At 73.6% G+C, this 21,661-nt stretch carries 18 protein-coding genes, 1 tRNA gene, 1 pseudogene and 1 riboswitch; of the genes and pseudogenes, 9 read left to right on the top strand and 11 right to left on the bottom strand.

The window, feature by feature from the left end:
• The first annotated feature begins 35 nt into the window (after window positions 1-35).
• On the top strand, window positions 36-458 hold the full coding sequence (locus ACFV1L_RS14340; protein ID WP_380365744.1) for a MarR family winged helix-turn-helix transcriptional regulator: 423 nt from the start codon (window positions 36-38) through the stop codon (window positions 456-458).
• A gap of 78 nt (window positions 459-536) precedes the next feature.
• Window positions 537-1,304 carry a MerR family transcriptional regulator gene (locus ACFV1L_RS14335; protein ID WP_380365742.1) on the top strand — a complete coding sequence of 256 codons (768 nt, stop codon included), beginning with the start codon at window positions 537-539 and terminating at the stop codon, window positions 1,302-1,304.
• A gap of 56 nt (window positions 1,305-1,360) precedes the next feature.
• Here the strand turns inward: ACFV1L_RS14335 and ACFV1L_RS14330 are convergent, their stop codons facing one another.
• The 3 genes from ACFV1L_RS14330 to ACFV1L_RS14320 form a co-directional block, all read right to left on the bottom strand.
• Window positions 1,361-2,377: a helix-turn-helix domain-containing protein gene (locus ACFV1L_RS14330; protein WP_380365741.1), complete on the bottom strand. Its 1,017-nt coding sequence runs from the start codon at window positions 2,375-2,377 to the stop codon at window positions 1,361-1,363.
• A gap of 382 nt (window positions 2,378-2,759) precedes the next feature.
• Window positions 2,760-4,253: an aminopeptidase P family protein gene (locus ACFV1L_RS14325; RefSeq protein WP_380365739.1), complete on the bottom strand. Its 1,494-nt coding sequence runs from the start codon at window positions 4,251-4,253 to the stop codon at window positions 2,760-2,762.
• 126 nt (window positions 4,254-4,379) lie between these two features.
• Complete coding sequence (locus ACFV1L_RS14320; protein WP_380365737.1) at window positions 4,380-5,750, bottom strand: PP2C family protein-serine/threonine phosphatase; 1,371 nt, start codon at window positions 5,748-5,750, stop codon at window positions 4,380-4,382.
• A gap of 345 nt (window positions 5,751-6,095) precedes the next feature.
• Between ACFV1L_RS14320 and ACFV1L_RS14315 the strand changes: the two genes are divergently transcribed.
• On the top strand, window positions 6,096-6,758 hold the full coding sequence (locus ACFV1L_RS14315) for a bifunctional DNA primase/polymerase (protein WP_380365735.1): 663 nt from the start codon (window positions 6,096-6,098) through the stop codon (window positions 6,756-6,758).
• A 189-nt stretch (window positions 6,759-6,947) separates the two neighbouring features.
• Here ACFV1L_RS14315 and ACFV1L_RS14310 read toward each other — a convergent pair whose 3' ends face one another.
• The 4 genes from ACFV1L_RS14310 to ACFV1L_RS14295 all read right to left on the bottom strand — a co-directional run bounded on the left by ACFV1L_RS14310 (window position 6,948) and on the right by ACFV1L_RS14295 (window position 11,018).
• On the bottom strand, window positions 6,948-7,925 hold the full coding sequence (locus tag ACFV1L_RS14310; RefSeq protein ID WP_380365733.1) for a DUF5926 family protein: 978 nt from the start codon (window positions 7,923-7,925) through the stop codon (window positions 6,948-6,950).
• Between the two features lie 65 nt (window positions 7,926-7,990).
• The gene (locus ACFV1L_RS14305) at window positions 7,991-8,497 is read right to left on the bottom strand and encodes an ATP-binding protein (protein ID WP_380365817.1); all 507 of its coding nucleotides are present in this window, start codon (window positions 8,495-8,497) and stop codon (window positions 7,991-7,993) included.
• Between the two features lie 249 nt (window positions 8,498-8,746).
• Window positions 8,747-9,559 (bottom strand): glycerophosphodiester phosphodiesterase, encoded by an 813-nt coding sequence (locus tag ACFV1L_RS14300; RefSeq protein WP_380365731.1) that lies wholly within the window; start codon window positions 9,557-9,559, stop codon window positions 8,747-8,749.
• A 100-nt stretch (window positions 9,560-9,659) separates the two neighbouring features.
• Window positions 9,660-11,018, bottom strand: a complete 1,359-nt coding sequence (locus ACFV1L_RS14295) for a purine-cytosine permease family protein (RefSeq protein ID WP_380365729.1) — start codon at window positions 11,016-11,018, stop codon at window positions 9,660-9,662.
• A riboswitch (TPP riboswitch) is annotated at window positions 11,009-11,160 on the bottom strand. Its footprint overlaps the gene before it by 10 nt.
• A 242-nt stretch (window positions 11,161-11,402) precedes the next feature.
• On the opposite strand from ACFV1L_RS14295, the gene ACFV1L_RS14290 reads away from it, so the two are divergent.
• Together ACFV1L_RS14290 and ACFV1L_RS14285 are read left to right on the top strand one after the other, a co-directional pair.
• Complete coding sequence (locus ACFV1L_RS14290; protein ID WP_380365728.1) at window positions 11,403-13,031, top strand: S1C family serine protease; 1,629 nt, start codon at window positions 11,403-11,405, stop codon at window positions 13,029-13,031.
• A 62-nt stretch (window positions 13,032-13,093) separates the two neighbouring features.
• Window positions 13,094-13,179: transfer RNA gene (locus ACFV1L_RS14285), tRNA-Ser, on the top strand.
• 109 nt (window positions 13,180-13,288) lie between these two features.
• Here ACFV1L_RS14285 and ACFV1L_RS14280 read toward each other — a convergent pair.
• The 3 genes from ACFV1L_RS14280 to ACFV1L_RS14270 all read right to left on the bottom strand — a co-directional run bounded on the left by ACFV1L_RS14280 (window position 13,289) and on the right by ACFV1L_RS14270 (window position 15,592).
• Window positions 13,289-13,849, bottom strand: coding sequence for an NUDIX hydrolase (locus ACFV1L_RS14280; RefSeq protein WP_380365726.1), 561 nt, complete (start codon window positions 13,847-13,849; stop codon window positions 13,289-13,291).
• 2 nt (window positions 13,850-13,851) lie between these two features.
• Entirely contained in the window at window positions 13,852-15,339 is a 1,488-nt protein-coding gene (locus tag ACFV1L_RS14275) for a hypothetical protein (protein WP_380365724.1), read from the bottom strand.
• Between the two features lie 82 nt (window positions 15,340-15,421).
• Complete coding sequence (locus ACFV1L_RS14270; RefSeq protein ID WP_380365722.1) at window positions 15,422-15,592, bottom strand: hypothetical protein; 171 nt, start codon at window positions 15,590-15,592, stop codon at window positions 15,422-15,424.
• A gap of 146 nt (window positions 15,593-15,738) precedes the next feature.
• Between ACFV1L_RS14270 and ACFV1L_RS14265 the strand changes: the two genes are divergently transcribed.
• Together ACFV1L_RS14265 and ACFV1L_RS14260 are read left to right on the top strand one after the other, a co-directional pair.
• Window positions 15,739-17,103, top strand: coding sequence for an FAD-binding oxidoreductase (locus ACFV1L_RS14265; RefSeq protein ID WP_380365720.1), 1,365 nt, complete (start codon window positions 15,739-15,741; stop codon window positions 17,101-17,103).
• 373 nt (window positions 17,104-17,476) lie between these two features.
• Window positions 17,477-17,647 carry a hypothetical protein gene (locus ACFV1L_RS14260; RefSeq protein ID WP_380365719.1) on the top strand — a complete coding sequence of 57 codons (171 nt, stop codon included), beginning with the start codon at window positions 17,477-17,479 and terminating at the stop codon, window positions 17,645-17,647.
• A gap of 187 nt (window positions 17,648-17,834) precedes the next feature.
• Here the strand turns inward: ACFV1L_RS14260 and ACFV1L_RS14255 are convergent, their stop codons facing one another.
• Window positions 17,835-18,806: a DMT family transporter gene (locus ACFV1L_RS14255; protein ID WP_380365717.1), complete on the bottom strand. Its 972-nt coding sequence runs from the start codon at window positions 18,804-18,806 to the stop codon at window positions 17,835-17,837.
• A 327-nt stretch (window positions 18,807-19,133) separates the two neighbouring features.
• On the opposite strand from ACFV1L_RS14255, the gene ACFV1L_RS14250 reads away from it, so the two are divergent.
• Together ACFV1L_RS14250 and ACFV1L_RS14245 are read left to right on the top strand one after the other, a co-directional pair.
• Entirely contained in the window at window positions 19,134-20,795 is a 1,662-nt protein-coding gene (locus tag ACFV1L_RS14250) for a long-chain fatty acid--CoA ligase (RefSeq protein ID WP_380365715.1), read from the top strand.
• Window positions 20,796-21,122: 327 nt separating this feature from the next.
• Window positions 21,123-21,611, top strand: a pseudogene (locus ACFV1L_RS14245) (DUF4396 domain-containing protein); the annotation flags it as partial.
• Window positions 21,612-21,661 lie beyond the last annotated feature (50 nt).

Genomic DNA, 21,661 nt, shown 5'->3' with positions numbered 1-21,661 from the left:
GGGTCGCAACACCGCACGACGAAGGAGCCACCGCCATGCCCGACCGCGACGCCGCGCTGGAGACCATTCAGCGCGAGCTCACCGCGTTCGCCCGCCGGGCCCGCCACAAGGCAGCCAAGCTGCACCCCGAGCTCTCGCTGGTCACGTACAGCATGCTCGACCTGGTCAAGGAACGCGGCTCCTGCCGGGGCGCGGACCTGGCGGCGCACTTCATGCTCGACAAGTCCACCGTGAGCCGCCAGGTCGGGGCGCTGGAGCGGCTCGGCCTGCTCGCCCGCCAGGCCGACCCGGACGACCAGCGCGGCCAGCTGCTGCACCTGACCGCCGCGGGCGAGCAGCTGCTGGCGGAGGCGTACGAGCAGCGGCGGCGGGCCTTCACCGACCGCTTCACCTCCTGGGACGACGAGGACCTGGAGCGGTTCGCCGGCTACCTGGTCCGCTACGGCGAGTCCGAATGACCGCCCCGGCGAACCGGCTTGACCCTCACGCGACGTGAGGCCGGAGGCTGGTTCGCAGCGGGAGGGAAGGAGGACGCGATGAGCGGGTACACGGTCGGGCAGCTCGCCCGGCTCGCCGGAGTGACGGTGCGCACCCTGCACCACTACGACGAGGTCGGGCTGCTGTCCCCCGGCGGCCGCACCCGGGCCGGCTACCGGCGTTACGACGACGCCGAGCTGGACCGGCTGCAGCAGATCCTGTTCTACCGCGAACTCGGCTTCCCGCTGGAGGAGATCGCGGCGATCCTGGACGACCGCTCGGTCAGCCCGACCGAGCACCTGCGCCGGCAGCGCGAGCTGATCGGCGATCGGATCAGGAAGCTGGAAGACCTCGCCGCGGCGGTCGAACGAGCGATGGAGGCAAGGACGTTGGGAATTCAGCTGACCCCCGAGGAGAAGTTCGAGGTGTTCGGCAAGGACTACCAGGAGAGCTGGGAGGACGAGGCCGAGCAGCGCTGGGGCGACACCGACGCGTGGAAGCAGTCCCGGGCGAGGACCTCGAAGTACACGAAGGCGGACTGGGAGCGGATCAAGGAGGAGACCGACGCCGTCAACGACGCGCTGGTGGCGGCGTTCACGGCCGGCGCGGCGCCGGACAGCCCGGAGGCGATGGACGCCGCCGAGCAGCACCGCGCGCACATCGGCCTGAACTTCTACGAGTGCGCCCCGCAGATGCACCGCTGCCTCGGCGACATGTACGTCGCCGACGAGCGGTTCACCGCGACCTACGAGCAGCTCGCCCCGGGCCTCGCCGGCTGGCTGCGGGACGCCATCCACGCCAACGCGGACCGGCAGGAGCAGTCCTGACGCCGGAGCAGCACTGAGGCACGGGCGGTCCCGACGCGGTGTCGGGCTCCGCGCCCTCAGGCCGCCCGGCCGAAGGTGCGCCGGTAGGCGGACGGCGAGGTGCGCATGGTGCGGCCGAAGTGGTGGCGGAACGTCGCCGCCGACTCGAAGCCCACCGCCGCGGCGATCTCCTCGACGCTGCCTTCCGGCGACTCCAGCAGCGGCAGGCTGGCCGCGATCCGCTGGATCGCCACCCACCGCATCGGGCTCACCCCGTTGCGGGCGGTGAAGTGCCGCAGGTACGAGCGGTCCGACATGGCGGCCGCCCGGGCCAGCAGCGGCACGGTCAGCGGCCGGGCGAGGTGGTCCAGCGCCCAGCGCATGGAGCGGGCCACCCCGTCCTCGGGCTCCTCCACCGGCCGCACCGCCGCCTCGACGAACTGCGCCTGCCCGCCGTCCCGGTGCGGCGGGGCGACGAAGCGGCGGGCGACCGTGTTGGCGACCTTCGCGCCGTGGTCCTGCCGGACCAGGTGCAGGCACAGGTCGATGCCGGCGGCGCTGCCGGCGCTGGTCAGCACCTGGCCGTTGTCGACGTACAGCACGTCCGGGTCGACCCGGACCTGCGGGTGGCGGCGGCGCAGTTCGTCGGCCCACCGCCAGTGCGTGGTGGCGGGCAGGCCGTCGAGCAGGCCGGCGGCGGCCAGGGCGAAGGCGCCGGAGCAGATCGACACCACCCGGGCGCCGCGGGCGTGCGCGGTGCGCAGTGCGGTGACCACGGCGGGCGGCACCTGGCCGTACGGGTCGGGGACGCCGACCACCACGGCGGTGTCGGCGGCGGCGAGCTCCTCCAGGCCGTGACGGGGCGTCAGGGTGAAACCGCCGACCGCCTCCAGCGGGTGCCCGGGGCGCTCGGCGCACACCCGCACGTCGTACCAGGGGGCGGCCAGCAGGCCGGCGAGTTCGGGCCGGGCGAGGGCGAACACCTCGACCACGACGCCCAGTTCGAAGGGGGCCATGCCCGCGAAGGCGTACACCGCGACGGTGTGCACGGGGGCCGGGCGCTTTCCGATGACGACGGGTACGGGCTCGGCCATGTGGTGCTCCTGGTGCGGCCGGTGGGGGGTTCGCGGCGAGTGTAGCGGCCCGCGCCGCCGCCGTGCCGGGTGCGGCCCCGGGCCGGACCGGGTGCGCACGGGCCGTGCCGGAGGCTGATCGGGCGGGGACGGAAAACCTTTGGAACTGACCCGCAACCGCCCGGGAGGATGGAGGCGTCAGCGGGGGCAGCGGGAGCGCCGCCCGCGGCAGTCCACCACACCCTCTTGCCGGAGAGCAGCCATGTTCACGCCCACCCGTGCCCGTTTCGAGAAGAATGTCGTGACCGTCGCCGCCCGCTCCGGCTGGGGCCGGCGACACTGAGCGCGCCGAAGCCCCCGCCGGCGGACCGGACGGGGGCTTCGGGGCGACGCTGCGGCGGGGTCAGCCCGTCAGCGAGGCCATCCAGGCCTCCACCTCGTCGGCCTGCCGGGGAAGGCCGATCGACAGGTTCTCGTTGCCGTCGGCGGTGACCAGGATGTCGTCCTCGATCCGGACGCCGATGCCGCGGTACTCCTCGGGGACCGTCAGGTCGTCGGCCTGGAAGTACAGGCCGGGCTCGACGGTCAGCACCATGCCGGGCTCCAGCACCGCGTCCACGTAGTTCTCGCGGCGGGCGTGCGCGCAGTCGTGGACGTCCAGGCCGAGCATGTGGCCGGTGCCGTGCAGGGTCCAGCGGCGCTGCAGGCCGAGCTCCAGGACCTTCTCCACGTCGTACACCGAGGCGTCGATCAGGCCCCACTCCAGCAGGCGCTCGGCGAGCACCCGCTGCGCGGCGTCGTGGAAGTCGCGGAAGTTGCCGCCCGGCTTCACCGCGGCGATGCCCGCCTCCTGGGCGTCGTACACCGCGTCGTAGATCTTGCGCTGCAGCGGCGTGAAGGAGCCGTTGATCGGCAGCGTGCGGGTGACGTCGGCGGTGTAGAGGGTGTGGGTCTCCACGCCGGCGTCGAGCAGCAGCAGCTCGCCGGGGCGGACGTCGCCGTCGTTGCGGACCCAGTGCAGGGTGGTGGCGTGCGGGCCGGCGGCGGCGATGGTGCCGTAGCCGACGTCGTTGCCCTCGACCCGGGCGCGGCGCCAGAAGGTGCCCTCGATCCAGCGCTCGGAGGTGGCGACCGCCTGGCCGAGCTCGCGCACCACGTCGGTGAAGCCGTTGACGGTCGAGGTGCAGGCGGCGCGCAGCTCGCCGATCTCCCACTCGTCCTTGACCAGGCGCAGCCCGGACAGGAACACCTTCAGCTCGTCGTCCTTCTCCTCGTCGAGCTGCTCGGCGAGGGCGGCCTCCAGGCCGGCGTCGTAGCCGCGCACCAGGCGGGTCGGCACGGTGACGGCGGCCAGCTCCTCGGCGGCCTTGCGGACGTCGCGGACGGGCAGGCCGTACAGCTGGGACGCCTCGGTGAGGGAGTTGCGGCGGCCGACCCACAGCTCGCCCTGGCCGCTGAGCCAGAACTCGCCGTTCTCCCGGTCGGAGCGCGGCAGCAGGTAGAGCGCGAACTCGTGGCCGCCGTCGACCGGCTCGCCGACCAGCACCGCGTCCTCGGTCTGGTTGCCGGTCAGGTGCACGTACTCGCTGGCGGCGCGGAACGCGTACTCGGTGTCGTTGGCGCGGGTGCGCAGGTTGCCCGCCGGGACGACCAGCCGCTCGCCGGGGAAGGCGGCGGACAGCTTGGCGCGGCGCTCGGCCGCGTACGGGGCCTGGGCGACCGGCTGCAGGCCGTGCAGCTCGGTGTCGGCCCAGCCGGAGCGCATCGAGGCGGTGAGCTCCTCGGAGATCTCGCCGTACAGGCCGTTCTTGCGGCTCTTGATCGGCTTGTCCTCCTCCTCGCCGTCGGCGGTCCCTTCGGGGTTCTCGGACACCGCCGGGCTGCGGTCCTCGGTCACTGCGTCGCCTCCTTGCGCGTGGTACCGCCCCGCACTCCCCGGGTCGCGGGGCGCGAGGGCGGACGTCGCCCCCATGGTACGTAGGGCCGTTCGAGTGAAGAAAGCCCCTTCGAGCTGCGACGGGCCTTACTCGAACCGGGCGGCCAGCAGCACCAGGTCGTCCTCGCCCGGGTCCTCGCCGCCGGCCTCGGCCAACAGGTGGTCGCAGAGCCGGTCCGGGTCCAGGCGGACGTCCCGGGGGGCGTCGGCGGCGACCCGGCGCAGCGCGCTCTGTCCGGCGTGCAGGCTGGCGCCGAAGCGGCGGGCCAGGCCCTCGGTGTACAGCACCAGCACGTCGCCGCGCTCCGCGGTGAGCTCCACCCCGGGGGCCTCCCAGCAGCTCAGCATGCCGAGCGGCGCGGACAGCGAGGTCTCCACGAAGTTCGCGCCGTGCTGGGTGAGCAGCACCGGCGGGCAGTTCGCCGCCCCGGCCAGCGCGATCCGGCGCTCGGCCGGGTCGACGTTGGCGTACACGGCGGTCGCCGAGCGGGTCGGCTCGGTGGTCTTCAGCAGCAGCTCCAGGTCGCCGAGCACCGACACCGGGTCCTCGCCCTCCAGGACCGCGTAGGCGCGCAGCGCCGCCCGCACCCGGCCCATCGCGGCGGCCGCGCCGGCGCCCGCGCCCGGCCCGGCGCCGGGGCCGCCGCCGAGCACGCTGCCGACGGTCAGCGCCACGGTGTCGTCCGGCAGCGCGAGCGCGTCGTACCAGTCGCTGCCCGCGGAGCGCTCCAGCGCGGCGGGAACGCAGCGGGCGGCGGTCCGCAGGCCGGGCCGGGCCGGCAGGTGGTCGGGGAGCAGCGAGCGGCGCAGCGCGGCGGTGGCGCGCACCGCGCGGTCGGACTCCAGCTGGCGGGCGAGCAGCGGGGCGGCGAACTCGCAGTAGCGGCGCACCAGGTGCTCGCGGCGCTCGTCGGGGCTGCCGGGCTCGTCGTAGAACCAGACGGCGGCGCCGAGCGCGCCCTCGCGCGGGGTGGCCAGCGGCAGCGCGTAGCAGGCGCCGAGGCCGAGCTGGGCGGCGAGTTCGCGGAACCGCGGGCCGACCGAGGGGTCGGCGGCCAGGTCGGAGATCAGCAGCCGGCCGGTGGCGGCGGGCCGGCCGAGCAGGTCCGCGAACGGTCCGTGCTCGGCCGGCAGGGTCTCCAGCGCGCCGAGCACCGACCGGTCCAGGCCGAGGCCGACCGGCCGGGCCAGGGTGCGGGCCGGGCCCGGCCCCCGGGTGACCACCAGGCCGCGGCGGGCGCCGAGCAGCGCCGCGCCGGAGTCCAGCAGCGCGTCGAGGGTGCCGGACAGCCCGTCCGCCCTGGCCAGCAGCTCCAGGTGCTCCTGGAGGCTGGTGAAATCGGACAGCCATCCGGCCAAACGGTCCTGCAGATCGGCCGAGGCGGGCTCGCCGAGTTCCGGCAGCAGCACCGGCTCGGACGTCAGGGCCTCGGACGTCAGCGGCTGGACGTCGGTCATGTCGCAACTCCCCACAATCCGGAACGTGTCACGCAGGACCCCCGAGACCGACCGAAAACGATGTCTTTACTCACTACTCGGCACGATTCCCCCACTTGTACACAGGCCGATCGGGGCATGTCCAGGAGTGCGGCGGCCGGAACGTGCCAGGGATCGTACGGCGGGGCCTCCCGCATGCCACCCGGGCCGCCGGGCACTCACTCGTACGGTGGAACCGCTGTCGGCCGACCCGCGTCCATCCGGACGTATGGGGGATTCTCGTTCCAGCGGCGGGTAGCCGAAGCGCACGCGTACCGCCCGCCAGTCCCCGACCACGCCGACCGACGCGGAGAGGAACGAGTCGCCATGCGCCCACACCGCCGAGCGCCGATGTCCGAGCGGGTCGGCCAGTGGTGGCCGGGCCGCCGCGGCCGGACGCTGGCGCTGGCCGCCGCGCTGCACGCGGCCGTCGGGTGCGGCTGGCCGGTGGTGCCCGGCGCGCGGGTGCTGCGCGGCCCGGCCGGCCCCTGCTCGTGCCCGGACCGGCTCTGCCCGATGCCCGGCGCGCACCCGTGCGACCCGCCGCTGGAGGCGGCCACCACCGATCCGCGGATGGTCCGCCACTGGTGGGAGCGGCGCGCGCCCGGCGCGCCGGTGCTGGCGGCCACCGGGCGGGCGCTGTGCGCGGTGAGCCTGCCCCGCCCGGCCGGCCCGTGGCTGCTGCGGCACCTGGACGGGATCGGCGTACCGTACGGCCCGGTGCTCGGCACGCCGGGCCGGTTCGTGCTGCTGACGGCGCCGTACACGCTGCCGGAACTCGGCGGGCTGCTGTCGGAGCGGCCGTGGGTGCCGGGCGCGTTGCGCTACCACGGGCCGGGCGGCTACCTGGTGCTGCCGCCGTCGCGGACGGGCGCCGGACCGGTGCACTGGGTGTGCCGCCCCGGCCCGGGCCGGCCCTGGCTGCCGGAGGTCGGCACGCTGCTGGGCGGGCTGATCACCGCCACGGCCGTCGCCCGGCCGCGTGGCTGACGGTTCGTCACCCCGACCGCCGGGTAGGGCCGGAGACAGAAAAGGCCCGACCGCTGGCGACGGGGGATGCACCAGCGGTCGGACTGTTCAAACAGTAACAAAGATCCGGCTCCGCGCCAATTTGTCCACGCCGAAAGGCCCTTGGGATTTTCGGCGGCCCGGCGGCGATGTGGCGCGGGTCACATCCGACTAGTTGAGGGTGATCTGACGGTTCACCAGGTTGGCCCGGGAGCGGCGCTCCTCGGCGGTCAGCGGCGCGGGCGCGGCCAGCACCTCGGCCAGCTTCGCGGCGAACTCCGCGGCCGGCTTCTCCACGTCGGCGGCGGTCATCTCCAGCGGCAGGTCCCACACCGGGACGGTCAGGCCGTGCGCCCGGAACGAGCCGACCAGCTTGGTGCCCTCGCCGAGCGAGCTCTCGCCGGCCGCGGTCAGCCGGGCCAGCGCGTCCAGCAGCTGCTCCTCGGGGACGGTCATCACCCAGCGCAGGTGGTTCTTGTCCGGGGTGCCGCACCAGTAGGCGGAGTCCACGCCGGCCAGCTTCTCGGTCGGGATCGCCGACGCGTTCGCCCGCTCCAGCGAGGCCGCGACCTCGCCGGTCGCCGACTCGGCGTCCTCCAGCCAGAACTCGAAGCCGGTGTGCACGGCGGGCACGAACTCGGCCGTCACGTCCAGCAGTTCCTGCAGGCGGCGGCCGCCCGGGTTGGTCCGGCGGGCCGGCACCGGGGTGCCCGGCTCGGTGGCCAGCGCCAGCTCCAGCGCGTCCGCCAGGTCACGGCTCAGGTCGCCCGAGGACGACTGGGTCTGCAGGCCCAGCAGGATCGACCCGTCCGCCCGGCGCAGCGCCGGCCAGGCCAGCGGCAGCACCGTCGCCAGCGTCACCGACGGAACCTCGCCGACGGCCTCCTCGGCCACCCCGGCCGCCAGCTTCAGCGGCACCGTGGCGGCCGGCACCAGCTCGCGCAGCGCCACCCAGTCCGCCTCGCCCGGCAGGCCCTCGAACGGACGGTGCACCAACTCCTGCACCGCGTGCGCCGCCTCGCGGCCGTGACAGGCCTTGTACCGGCGGCCCGAACCGCACGGGCACGCCTCGCGCGCTCCGACGACCGGGATCTCGCCCTCGACGACGGTGGACTGGCTGGGCTGCTTCTTCGCGGCCTTCTTGGCCATGGTGCGGCTCTCCCGGGGACGGCGGACTTTGCACCGCGCAGCCTACTTCGCCCGCGCCGCCCCGTTCAGGCGCTGCGCCGCTCCCGCCCGCCCGCCACCTGCTCGAACGCCGGCAGCTCCGCCCACACCGTCACCTGACCGGGTGCGTGCCGCACCCCCCAGTCCCTGGCCAGCTTGCCGACGATGCTCAGACCCCGGCCGCCGTGCGCCGTCACCGACGGACTGGCCGGCACCGGCCGGGTGGTCGCCCCGCCGTCCGTCACCTCCAGGGTCAGCAGGCCGTCCCCGCGCATCCGCCAACTCACCAGCACCGTACCGGCCTCCGCGTCGTCGCCGGATCTGTCCGCCGCGTCCGGATCATCGGCCGGCAGCGGTCTGGCATGACGACAGGAATTGCTGAGCAGTTCGGAGAGGATCAACACCGCGTCGTCAATCACCGCATCCGGTATCGAGCGATCACCGAGATCGCTGCGCAGCCTGCGCCGTGCTGTCGAGACACTGGCCGGACCGTGCGGAACGGCCATGGCCGATGAGGTCGACCCGGCCTGAACTGGCACAGCTCGCGCCACCATCAACGCCACCCCCGGACCTCCTTCAGCTTCTGCCGAGGGATGGATGCCCGCGGTTAATGCGCCGGAAACGGGCGTTCGAGGATCCGATCGCGGGATTAACGACATCTGCACGGCCCACGGCCAAAAGGTGAGCAGGGTCTCACCATCTGCCGGGACTGCGGACTTGTCCGAATGGGCAACGGGAAATACCCCGTTCGGTATTTACGTCACGCGATTGGGGTGCGCGTGCCACCCCGCCCGGACCGGCCGTCAGCGGCCCAACTGCGCCAGCACGTCGGCCGGGCGGTTGGTGATCAGCGCCTCCACGCCCAGCTCCAGGCAGAGCTCGACGTCCTCCGGACGGTCCACCGTCCACACGTGCACCCGGTGCCCGGCCCGGCGCAGCGCCTTCACCACGCCCGGGTCGCGGCGCACCAGCGAGATGCCCGGCCCGGCGATCGACGCCCCGCCGGGCAGCGCCCTGGTCCGGCCCAGCAGCGGCACCGGACGCTCCCACAGGTACACCCGGGGCACCGCCGGGGCGGCCCGCCGCACCCGGTGCAGGGCCAGCTCCGAGAAGCTCATGATCCGCACCGCGGACTCCTCCGGCACGGCCGGCAGCAGGCCGAACCGCCCCAGCACCCGCAGCAGTTCGGACTCCACCCGGCCCGCGTACCGCACCGGGTGCTTGGTCTCGATGGCCAGCTCGACCCGCCGCCCGGCGTCCGCGACCAGCTCCAGCAGCCGCTCCAGCGTCAGCACCGAACTGCGCTGCGGCCGCTCGGGGTGCTTCCACGAACCGAAGTCCAGCTCCGACAGCTGAGCCAGCGTCATGGTCGACACCACGCCCTGCCCGTCGGAGGTGCGGCGCACCGTGCGGTCGTGCACGCACACCAACTGCCCGTCGGCGGTGACCCGGACGTCGCACTCCAGCCCGTCCGCGCCCTCCTCCAGCGCCCGCCGGTACGCCTCCTCGGTGTGCTCCGGCAGGGCCGCCGAGGACCCGCGGTGGGCGATCACCTTGACCGCCGAGCGGTCGATCGGGGCGGAGGACGAAGCCGAGGCGCTGTGCTGGGTGTTCACGTCAACCACCCTACGCGGCACCGGATGACGGCCTGCTTCCGGCACGGCAACGTCCCGGTGAACAGCTCACCGGGACGCCGCACCGCGGCATGACGCCGCGTCAGGCCCGCGGGCGCTCCAGCGCCGCCACCGCGCCGGTCGCCAGCGCCGCCACCAGGAACGAGAACAGCGAGGCCGAGCTCCACGCCTGCGGGGCGAAGTGGACCGCCTCCTGGGCCTTCGCCCACAGGTCGGTCCACCAGCCGGCCACCGCCGTCGGCGCCAGGAACTGGTACACCGCGAAGCCCAGCGCCCACGGCAGCAGCATCAGCGGGCGCGCCGGGGCGTCCTGCGCCAGGTTCCAGCCGCGCCGGCCGGCGCCCAGGAAGTAGTCCACCGCCAGGACCGCGAACAGCGGCACGAACACCGACCCGATCAGGCCGAGGAACGCGTAGTACGAGTCGGTGAACTCCTTGATCCGCAGCGCCAGCACCGTCACCAGCACGCCGATGCCGCCGGTCAGCACCCGCCGGTCGACCTTCGGCCACAGGTTGTGGATCGACATCGCGGTCGAGTACACGTTCGCGAACGACTGGTCGGACTCGCGGAGCACCAGCACCAGCAGGAACGCCCAGCCCGCGGCGACACCGGTGAACGAGCCCAGGATCCGGTCCGGGTCGCCGCCGGACTGCAGCAGCGCCACCACGCCCAGCATGTAGCACCACACCTGGGCCACCGTGTAGCCGGAGAACGTGCCCCAGAACGCCTTCGCCGAGCTGCGCGCGTGCCGGGTGTAGTCCGCGGCCAGCGGCACGAACGAGATCGACACCGCGATCACCGCGTCCGTCGCCGACAGGAAGCCGTCCCAGTTGCCCGCGCCCGGGTCCGGGAAGCCCTGCCGGGCGAACTGGACGGTGAAGTACACCATCGCCAGCCCGACCGCGACCGCCACGTACTTGCGCAGCACCGCGATCGCGCCCAGCGGCCAGATCGTCAGCACCGTCGTCAGCACGCCCGCCAGCAGCACGAACAGCCAGCGCCAGTCCTCGGTGCCGGCCACCGTCTGCGCGCCCCAGGCGATCACCGTCAGCTCGTACACGCCCCAGCCGACGCACTGCAGGATGTTCAGCACCGTCGGCACGTACGACAGCCTGGTGCCGAACAGGCCGCGCAGCACCGCCATCGCCGGCGCGCCGGTGCGGGCGCCCACCAGGGCGGCCACCGCGAGCATCGCGGTGCCGATCGCGGTGCCCGCGACGACCGCCGTCACCGCCGCGGCGAAGCCCAGCTCGTGGCCCTGCTTGCCCAGCACCGTCGCGGCGCTGGTGAACCCGATCAGGCTCACCCCGAGGTTGGCCCAGAGCGCGAACAGCGCCCGGAAGTCCAGGGTGCGCGGCGGCGCCGTGTCGAGGGTCAGCGGGGCCTCGGCCCGCGCACCGGTCTCAAGATCGGAAATTTGGGCAGACGGAACAGCCGTCATGGCCGATACTCCCTACGCCGGCATTACCCGGACAGGTTCCGGCGGTCAGCGCCCCCTCGCCCGCGACGGCGTCACCGCCATGCCCTACGGTCGATCCGGCGCACTCTCAGCCTGGCTGGTCCAAGCTCCCGCGACGTTCTTCGTTGACAGGAGCGACAGGTTAGCCGCCGAGCTGGGGAACGCCAAGGCCGGGGGGAACGGCGTCCGCATCGCGGAACCACTGACAGGCATGTCGGAGAGGCTTAAGGCTTCTCATGATTTCTTCAGGGGCCCGCTTACGGTGTCCGAATCCGGCATAGGAAAAACTGTGCCCCGAGGCTGCGGCCGCGCCGCCCGCGCGTCCCGGACCGCAGCCCAAGGTTCTGTCAGCGATGGAGGTCGTCCGTGAGCACCGAGCACGCGAGTGGTACCACCCCGCCGGAGAAGGCCCCCGGGGCCGCCGGCACCGAGGCGGCCCCCGCCTCCTCCGCTCCCGCGTACCTCGATGCGCCGCCGCCGGTGCTGCCGGCCGCGCCCGCCGCCCCGTCGGCGGACCACACCATGCAGCTCGGGAAGGTGCCCGCCGCGCCCGCCGCCGCCCCGGCCCCCGCGGCGGACGCGCCGCCGCCGTTCCAGAACCCGTACGGCAGCGTGAGCGATCCGAACAGCCCGTACGCGCGGCCCGCCGCCGACGCGCCCGCCGCCGGCGACACCACCGTTGTCCCGCCGGCGCCGTTCGCGCAGGACGGGGCGCCCGGGGCCGGCGTTCCCGGCGAGGGGCAGCACCCGTTCGGCGCCGGCCACCCGGTCGGCGGGTGGGCCCACCCGTCCGGCGGCGCGGCCGGGGTCGGCGGACCGGGTGAACCCGGCTCGCCGTGGGCCGGCCCGCAGCCCGCACCGGGCGGCAGGAGCAAGCGCGGCGGCCTGGTCGCGCTGGTGGCCGCGGTCGCGCTGGTCGCCGGCCTGGCCGGCGGCGCCATCGGCGCGTCCGTCTCCGACAGGGGCAGCAACAGCAGCACCAGCGGCAACAGCCACAGCAGCACCACCGTCGCCGTCGGCAACACCCACCAGAACCTGGACCGGGCCCCCGAGTCCGTCGCCGGGATCGCCGCCAAGGCGCTGCCGTCCACCGTCACCATCAAGGCCTCCGGCTCCAGTGAGTCCGGCACCGGCACCGGGTTCGTCTTCGACACCGAGGGCCACATCCTGACCAACAACCACGTGGTCGCACCCGCCGCCAAGGGCGGCAAGCTCACCGTCAAGTTCTCCGACGGCTCCAGCTACGACGCCTCCGTGGTCGGCCGCGCCGAGGGCTACGACGTCGCGGTGATCCGCCTCGACAACCCGCCCAAGGACAAGCTCAACCCGCTGCCGCTCGGCGACTCCGACAAGGTCGCCATCGGCGACGCCACCATCGCCATCGGCGCCCCCTACGGCCTCGAAGGCACCGTCACCACCGGCATCATCTCCGCCAAGGACCGCCCGGTCGCCTCCGGCGACGAGACCGGCGCCCAGTCCTCGTACATGAACGCCCTGCAGACCGACGCCTCCATCAACCCCGGCAACTCCGGCGGCCCGCTGCTCGACGGCTCCGGCTCGGTCATCGGCATCAACTCGGCGATCCAGTCCAACACCAGCGGCTCCGGCCGGGCCGGCTCCATCGGCCTCGGCTTCGCCATCCCGATCAACCAGGCCAAGTGGGTCGCCCAGACCCTGATCAAGGACGGCACCCCCGTCTACGCGATCCTCGGCGTCCTGCGCAACGACGACTACCGCGGCGACGGCGCCCAGATCGCCACCGCCCCGGTCCGCGACACCCCCGCCGTCACCCCCGGCGGCCCCGCCGACCAGGCCGGCCTGAAGCCCGGCGACGTCATCACCAAGCTCGGCGGCATCGCCATCGACAGCGGCCCCACCCTGGTCAGCGAGATCTGGACCCACAAGCCCGGCGAGAAGGTCGAGGTCGAGTACACCCGCGACGGCAAGGCCGCCAAGACCACCGTCACCCTCGGCGAACGCAAGGGCGACAACTGACCCACCCCACCGAAACGGTGTGCACCGAACCCGCCCCGACCCGTTAGGCTGGCCTCCGCCCAGGAGGGTTGCCCGAGCGGCCTAAGGGACCAGTCTTGAAAACTGTCGTGGCTTCGCGCCACCGTGGGTTCAAATCCCACACCCTCCGCGCCTGACGACGGCCCCTGACCAGAGCTCCTGGTCAGGGGCCGTCGGCATGTCCGGCGACTGTGACGGCGCGTCAGAGAGCGCTGTCCGCCGTCGGTGGAGGCACGTCGTCAGGGGAGGAGCCCGTGGGCCCGGGCGAGGGTGAGGGCGGCGAGGGTCATGCCGTCGTCGAGGTCGCCGGCAGTGATCCAGCGGCGGAGGTCGGGGGGGGAGAGCCAGCGGGTCCCGGTGACTTCGTCGGAGTCGAGGGGAGCCGAGTCCGGGACAGCGGGGACGGCGGCGTGAACGACGGCGACGGTGGTGCCGAGCAGGCCGGAGTCGGGGGTCATGGTGCCGAGGAGGCGGAACTCGGCTTCGGGGCAGCCGAGTTCTTCGTGCAGTTCGGCCCGTGCGGTGACCAGCGGGTCGGGGCTCTGGGAGAAGCCGCGGGGCAGACCCCACTGCGGGCGGCCGAGCGGATAGCGGTAGGTGCGGACCAGGCCGACGAGGTGGCCGTGCACGGGGAGGATCACCACGCCGGACCCCTCGTCGCGGGCGTGGATCCTCAGGTAGTGCCCTGCCGTCCCGCTCGGGAAGGCGACCTCGTCGTCGTAGACGTCGATGTACCGGTTGCGGTACGCGAGGACCTCCCGGGTGCGGCGGATGGCGTCCGGGTGCTCGGGGTCGGTCATGGTCAGCTCCTCACGTCGACGATTCGTCCCAGCGCGCAGGCCAGCCGTCTGGTGGAGAGCCGGCGCGCCACACTGTCCTTCCCCTTGCGGTACAGGACGTTGCCGACCGCACCGGCAGCCATCGCGGGATAGCCGACCAGGCCGGGCAGTTTCCACACCTCGGTGGCCAGGGCGGGCCCGACCGCGCCGGCCGCGGTCAGCACCAGTTCGATCGCCAGCCCGCCGATGGGGGCCAGCCCGGTGCGGTCGCCGAGGACGGCGGCGACCCTGGCCAGGTGGGCGTCCAGCGCCTTGCGCGCGGAGAGCGGGTCCTCGGCGGCGCGCAGCCGCTCCAGCCCCTGCCAGAACGGCGACTTGGCGGAGCGGCCGCGTTCGGCGCGGGCCTGCAGCAGCGCGCCGATCGCATCGGCGGCGGCGGTGCGCAGGGCGGCCATCCGGGCGTGCACCCGCTCGTCGGTGAGACCGGCTGCCGCGTCGACCTTCACCTCGAACAGCGGGCCGGTGCCGGTGTCGTCCGCGGCGGGGACGGCCCGGTCGCCCGGGTGGGAACGGGTGCGGTACTGGGCGAGGGCGAGTTCCTGGGCGATGGCGCGGACGGCGAGGCGGCTGCTGTCGCGGCCGAGACCGGTGCTGAGGGTGGTGTCGGCGACTCCGATGGAGTCCACCACGATCAGGTTGTAGAGGGTGTCGACGAACTCCACCACCATGCCGAGGACCTCCGGCCCGCCGACGATCTCCTCGGGCGTGCGTCCGGCGGGGTCGCCGGGCCAGGGCCGGGACAGCCGCAGCCGGCTGCGGTGGTGGAAGGCCTGGGGCCGGTCGGTGCCGAGGCGGCGGATCGCGGCCGCCAGGGTGGCGTGCACCTCGCGGTACGGCTCGGACAGGTCCGCCACCGCGCGTCCCATCGGGGAGGTCTCGTCGACGGCGGAGACCACCAGCTCGCCGAGGGTGTACAACCGGGCCGGCGGCCGGGCCGCGACCCGGGGGAGGTGCCGGAACTCGTCGCGGACCACGGCCAGTCCGTCGGCCCGCTCCGCTCCGAGCCATTCGGCGTTCAGCAGCCGGTCGAAGCCGGCGGCCTGCTCCCGCACCTCGCCGGGGTCGAGACCGTACGCGGCGGGGTCGTTGAGTTCGGGCAGCAGGCAACTCAGGAACGGGTTCGCCGGATCGACGGTCCGGGCGAGGATGCCGGCCACCGCCTCCTCGTAGGACCGCGCCCCGAACAGGTGCGGTCGGAACGGGTGTTCGCCCGCGGTGGTGCTGTCCCGGGCGCGCAGGACGGTGGCCGCGACCCGCTGGAACCCGAACGAGTCGAAGGCGTACGACTGGGGGACGACCACGTCGCGGCCGAGCGCCAAGGTCATCAGCACCTCGGTGAAGATCTGCAGTTCCTCACTCAGGCCCTCGTCGCGACGCTCCGGCCCGCCCCAAGCCGTTCGGGTCGAGTCGATCGACTCCAGGTACTGGAACCGCGTGTCGTCGTACGCCATGTCGTGCCCCCCAGGACGAACCGTCGCCCCGGGACGCTACCGGTGGCGTCCCGGTGCTGAACAGCCCCGACCTGGCGGGGCGTCAGAACAGCGTCGGCGGCCCGTCCGGGGCCGGGAGGCCCGGGAGGGCGTCCTGCCAGAGGGCCGCGTCGGAGAGGGGGAGTTGGCGCATGCTGCCCTCGCAGAGGACGAGGGAGCGGCGGTCGCGCTTGTGGTCGTGGATGACGCCGTAGCCGGTCCGGCGGGTGGGCATGAGGGCCACCGGGCGGTCGCAGGCGGGGCATGGGATGCGGGGTGCGCGCATGCCCACCAGGGTGCCGGACCGGGCCGACAGTGCGGCGGCGGTTGCCCGGAACGGGGCGGTGGAGGAGAGTGCGGGCGGGACGAGTGGAGGTTGTCGTGGGTGAGTTGGTCGAGCGGCTGCGGGCGGGACTGCCGGACGGCGCGGTCGCCGTGGATCCGGACGTCACGGGCGCGTACGCGCGCGACATGGCCGGGTTCTGCGACGCGGGCGAGCCCGCGGTGCTGGTGTTCCCGGAGACGGTCGAGCAGGTGCAGCTCGTGATGCGCACCGCGACCGAGCTGCGGATCCCGGTGGTGCCGCAGGGCGCGCGCACCGGGCTGTCCGGCGGTGCGAACGCCGTCGACGGCTGCATCCTGCTCTCGATGACCCGGATGAACCGGATCCTGCACCTCGACCCGGTCGACCGGATCGCGATCGTCCAGCCGGGCGTGGTCAACGCCGAACTGTCCCGCGCCGCCGAGGCCCAGCAGTTGGCCTACCCGCCGGACCCGTCCAGCTGGGAGTCCTGCACCATCGGCGGCAACATCGGCACCGGCGCCGGCGGCCTGTGCTGCGTGAAGTACGGGGTGACGAGCGAGTACGTGCTGGGCCTGGACGTGGTGCTGGCCGACGGCCGACTGCTGCGCACCGGCCGCCGCACCGCGAAGGGCGTGGCCGGCTACGACCTGACCCGGCTGCTGGTCGGTTCGGAGGGCACGCTGGGCGTGGTGGTCGAGGCGGTGCTCGCGCTGCGCCCCGCGCCGGGTCCGCAGCTGGTGCTGGCGGCCGAGTTCGACTCGGTGGACGCCGCCGGGCAGGCGGTGTGCGACGTGATGGCCGCCGGGCTCACGCCGTCGTTGATGGAGCTGATGGACGCCACCACCGTCCGCGCGGTCAACGAGATGACGCAGATGGGCCTGCCGGACTCGACCCGGGCGCTGCTGCTGGTCGCCTTCGACGGGCCGGACCAGCACGATCGGCTGGCCGCGGTCGGCGAGCTGTGCACGGCCGCCGGGGCGACCGGGGTGGTGCCGGCCGAGGACCGGGCGGAGTCCGAACTGCTGCTCCAGGCACGCAGGTTGGCGCTGCCCGCGCTGGAGCGGCTGGGCACCACGATGATCGACGACGTGGCGGTGCCGCGCAGCGCGCTGGCGGCGATGCTGAACGGCGTCGCGGAGATCGCCGACCGGCAGGGGCTGACCATCGGCGTGGTCGCGCACGCGGGCGACGGCAACACCCACCCGGTGGTGATCTTCGACTCCCGGGATCCGGAGCAGGTGGAGCGGGCCCGGATCTCCTTCGACGAGATCATGGCGCTCGGCCTGGAGCTGGGCGGCACGGTGACGGGCGAGCACGGCATCGGACTGCTGAAGCGCGAGTGGCTGGCCCGGGAGCTGGGCCCGGTCGGGCTGGAGTTGCAGCGGCAGATCAAGGCGGTCTTCGACCCGCTGGGCCTGCTCAATCCGGGAAAGATGATCTGACGATCCTTCCGGATTCCGATCGGATGTCCACCTTTCCGGCGGTGGCCGAAAATCGACATTCGAACGCCGGCCTGTCGAAGGGAGGCTCGACCCGCCGGAATTCCCGGATCCGCGCGCCCGTCCGAGGGGGTGCCAACAGTCGCACAAAAGGCCAGGTCATGGGTGGTTTGCGGGCCGCCGGCCGGGGTTGCGTCCCCAGGGCGGGGTGTCACGCGAACGGGCGAAATGGCTCGGCGGTGCTGGTGCTTTGTCGATTTGTTGCGGAATTCTGTTCCTCGGCAGCGCAGCCCCGGTTCTCCTCCGGCCGTGAAAACCGGAGAATACCGGAAGTAGGACATTCACATCGGTGACGATCAGCAGCACGGAGGAGACTATGGCGCGCTTGCGCACCACCCGCCCGGCCGCGGACAGCGGTGCGGCTGTCGGGGCCGGTGCGCGGAACCGGAACCACCCGCTCGGCACGGCGGACAGCGCCGGTACCGTCCGCGCCGACCGGACCGACAGCACCGTCGACGTCGTCCTCGTGTCGGTCCACCGCCACTGACACCTCCCGGCGGGACAGGCGGACGATCCGGCGGGGGCGCCGGACCGTCCGGGCAGGGACCGCCGGGGCCACCGGGCGTGGAAAGGGTCACCCACCTCGGGGCGCACGGACGGACAGCACGCCCCGGGGGCGCGGCGGCCGCAGACGGCACCGCGCCCCCGGGGCGTGTCCAGGCGGAAGAGAGGGCCTAGCGCCGTGCGGTGAGGGTCGCCCCGACGCTGGCGGCCACCACGCAGCAGATGCCGAAGAGCTGCGGCAGGCCCAGCACCTGGCCGAGCACCACCAGTCCGACCAGCGCGCTGACCGCCGGGTCCAGGCTGACGATCACGCTGAACACCCGCTGCGACATCCGGCGCAGCGCGACCATCTCCAGCGCGTACGGGAGCACCGGGAAGAGCAGGGCGACACCGGCGACGGCGAGCAGCAGCAGGGCGGGCGAGGACGAGCCGGACAGGCCGTGAAGGGCCTCGGCGGCACCGAACGGGGCGAGCACCACGGTGCCGACGGTGAAGGACACCGCCAGGCCCTCGAAGCCGCGGAAGGCCGCGCCGACCTTGTCGGTGAACAGGATGTAGCCGGAGTAGCAGGCGGCCGCGCCGAACGCGCAGGCCAGGCCGACCGGGTCCAGGCCGGCACCGGACTCGCCGTGGCCGAACAGGGTCAGCAGGACGACGCCGGCGGCGGCCAGCATCGCCCACAGCACGTGCCCGGCGCGCCGGGCGAAGACCAGGGCGACGGCGAGCGGGCCGAGGAACTCGATGGTGGCGGCGGTGCCCATCGGCAGCCGGTCGACGGCGGCCGCGAACAGCAGCGTCATGCCGGCCGAGGCGACGCCGAGCAGTCCGGCCATCGCCAGGTCGCGCCGGCTGCGGCCGCGCAGCCGGGGGCGGGTGAAGGCGAGCAGGACGACGGCGGCGAAGGAGATCCGCAGGAAGGTCGCGCCGGCCACCCCCAGCACCCCGAACAGCGGCTTGGACGCCGCCACGCCGAGCTGCACCGCCAGCATCGAGACCACACACAGCACCGGTGCCGGCACGCCGCCGAGCCGTCGTCGCAGTCCGCTGGCCCGCGCCCGACCGGAGCCCCTCTGGACCTTGGAAACCGAGGCGATGGCGGGGAGTTCAGTGGTGCTTTCGACGGTGAGGGAGGTGCCTGGCATGAGATCGAGTGTGTCGTAAGGAGTGTGGTTGGTCAAAGACGGTTACCGAGCGGGCGGCGGGCAGCGGGCGCAGGCGGAGCGGTGAGGGGAGGGAAGGGGGAACACTGGCGGTGCGGCGGCGAACGGCACGCGCCTTCCGTTCACCCGCGCCGGCGGCCCGGGCTCGCGGTTTTCGGCCACCCGCCGAACACGGACGGACACGTGGCGGAGCACCTGGGTCTCATCTCGGTTGCGGCTACTGACAGCGCGGGGGCACCGGAGAAACAATCGAGGACATCGCCTACTACCTGCGGGTAACAATCCGCCGGTCGGTCAAGGAGGACCCTGGTGTACAGCACGATGCAGGACGTTCCGCTCACCGTCGCCCGGATTCTGCAGCACGGGTCCACCATTCACGGGCGGTCGACCGTCACCACCTGGACCGAGGACGGCCCGGTCGTCCGGACCTTCGCCGAGATCGGCGCCCGCGCCGCGCAGCTCGCGCACGCGTTGCGCGAGGAGTTCGGAGTCGCCCGGGGCGAGGCCGTCGGCACCCTGATGTGGAACAACACGGAGCACCAGGAGGCGTACCTGGCGATACCGTCCATGGGCGCCGTGCTGCACACCCTGAACCTGCGGCTGCCCGCCCACCAGCTGGCCTACATCGTCGAGCACGCCGCCGACCGCGTGGTGATCGTCAACGGCTCGGTGCTGCCGCTGCTCGCCGCCGTCCTGCCGCAGCTGGCCGACACCGTCCGGCACATCGTGGTGGCCGGCCCGTACGACCCGGCCGCGCTGGCCGGCTTCGGCGGGACGGTGCACGACTACGAGACGCTGATCGCGGGCCGCCCGACCGACTACCCGTGGCAGACCGACATCGACGAGAAGCAGGCCGCCGCGCTCTGCTACACCTCGGGGACGACCGGCGACCCCAAGGGCGTGGTGTACAGCCACCGGTCGATCTACCTGCACTCGATGCAGATCATCGCCGCCTCCAGCTTCGGCCTGACCGCCCGCGACACCGTGCTGCCGGTCGTCCCGATGTTCCACGTGAACGCCTGGGGCATCCCGCACGCGGCGTTCATGACCGGAGCGAGCCTGCTGATGCCGGACCGCTTCCTGCAGCCCAAGCCGCTGGCCACGATGATCGACCGGATCAAGCCGACCTTCGGCGCCGCCGTCCCGACCATCTGGACCGGCCTGCTGGACGAGCTGGACGCCGGCGACTACGACACCTCCACCCTGGAGACCGTGGTGATCGGCGGCTCGGCCTGTCCGCCCGCGCTGATGAGGGCCTTCCAGGAGCGGCACGGCATCCGGGTCATCCACGCCTGGGGCATGACCGAGACCTCCCCGCTCGGCACCGTCGCCCACCCGCCGGCCGGCGTCACCGGCGAGGACGAGTGGGCCTACCGGGTCACCCAGGGCGTCTTCCCCGCCTCCGTGCAGGCCCGCCTGATCGGCCCCGGCGGCGAGGCGATGCCGCACGACGGCGTGGCCGAGGGCGAGCTGGAGGTGCGCGGCCCGTGGATCGCCGCAGCGTACTTCGGCGGCGCGAACGCCGAGGCGGAGCGCCCCGAGGACAAGTTCAGCCCGGACGGCTGGCTGCGCACCGGCGACGTCGGCACCATCACCGCGGACGGCTACCTGACCCTCACCGACCGCGCCAAGGACGTCATCAAGTCCGGTGGGGAGTGGATCAGTTCGGTGGCCCTGGAGAACCTCCTGATGGCCCACCCCGAGGTGGCCGAGGCCGCCGTGGTGGCCGTGCCGGACGAGAAGTGGGGCGAGCGCCCGCTGGCCACCGTGGTGCTGCGGCCCGGCGCCACCGCCGGCCTGCCCGAGCTGCGGGCCTTCCTGGCCGAGCGGGTCGCCTCCTGGCAGCTGCCGGAGCGCTGGGCGCTGATCGACTCGGTGCCGAAGACCTCGGTCGGCAAGTTCGACAAGAAGGTGATCCGGGCCGACTACGCCGCCGAGCGGCTGGACGTCACGGTGATCGGCAAGGGGTGACCTCGGCGGCCCCTCCCGGCCGGAGCGCAGATTCGAAAAGCCTGGCGGAATACCCCTGGGGGGTATAGCGTTCAGGCTTGTCGGAACGCACCGGACCAGGGAGGGGCCACCATGGAGCACACCGCGCACTCCGGCCACGAGGGACACCAGGGTCATCAGGGCCACCAGCACCACGGACACCACGACCACACCGTCCCCGCGCCGCACGGCCCGCACGACGAGCACGCGCAGCACGGCCCGCACGACGAGCACGCGCAGCACGGCCCGCACGACGAGCACGCGCAGCACGGCTCGCACGACGGGCACGCGCCGCACGGGGACCACGAACAGCACACCGGACACGACCACGGCGCACACCACGGCCACCACGGCCACGGCGGCGGCAGCAGCTGGCGCACCGCCGCCCAGGCGACCCTGCACTGCCTCACCGGCTGCGCCATCGGCGAGGTGCTCGGCCAGGTGATCGGCGTCGGCTTCGGTCTGCACAACGGCGCGACCGTGGCGCTGTCGATCGCCCTGGCCTTCGTCTTCGGCTACGCGCTGACCGCGCGCGGCGTGCTGAAGGCGGGCCTGAGCGTCGGCGCCGCGCTGAAGGTCGCGCTGGCCGCCGACACCGTGTCGATCCTGGTGATGGAGCTGATCGACAACGGCGTGATGGTCGCCGTCCCGGGCGCGATGAACGCCGGGCTCGGCCAGTTGCTGTTCTGGGTGTCGCTGGCCGGCTCGCTGGTGCTGGCGTTCGTCGTCACCGTGCCGGTCAACCGCTGGCTGATCGGCCGCGGCCTCGGCCACGCCGTCGTGCACGCCTACCACTGACCCCGGCCCGCGACCGGCCCGCGAGCGGCCGTCGACGGGTGGGGCCCCGC

This window comes from Kitasatospora sp. NPDC059646, assembly GCF_042734615.1.
Taxonomy (GTDB): Bacteria; Actinomycetota; Actinomycetes; order Streptomycetales; family Streptomycetaceae; genus Kitasatospora.
Note: the sequence above shows the minus strand (reverse complement) of the source record. Positions and strands in the feature narration are given on the sequence as shown.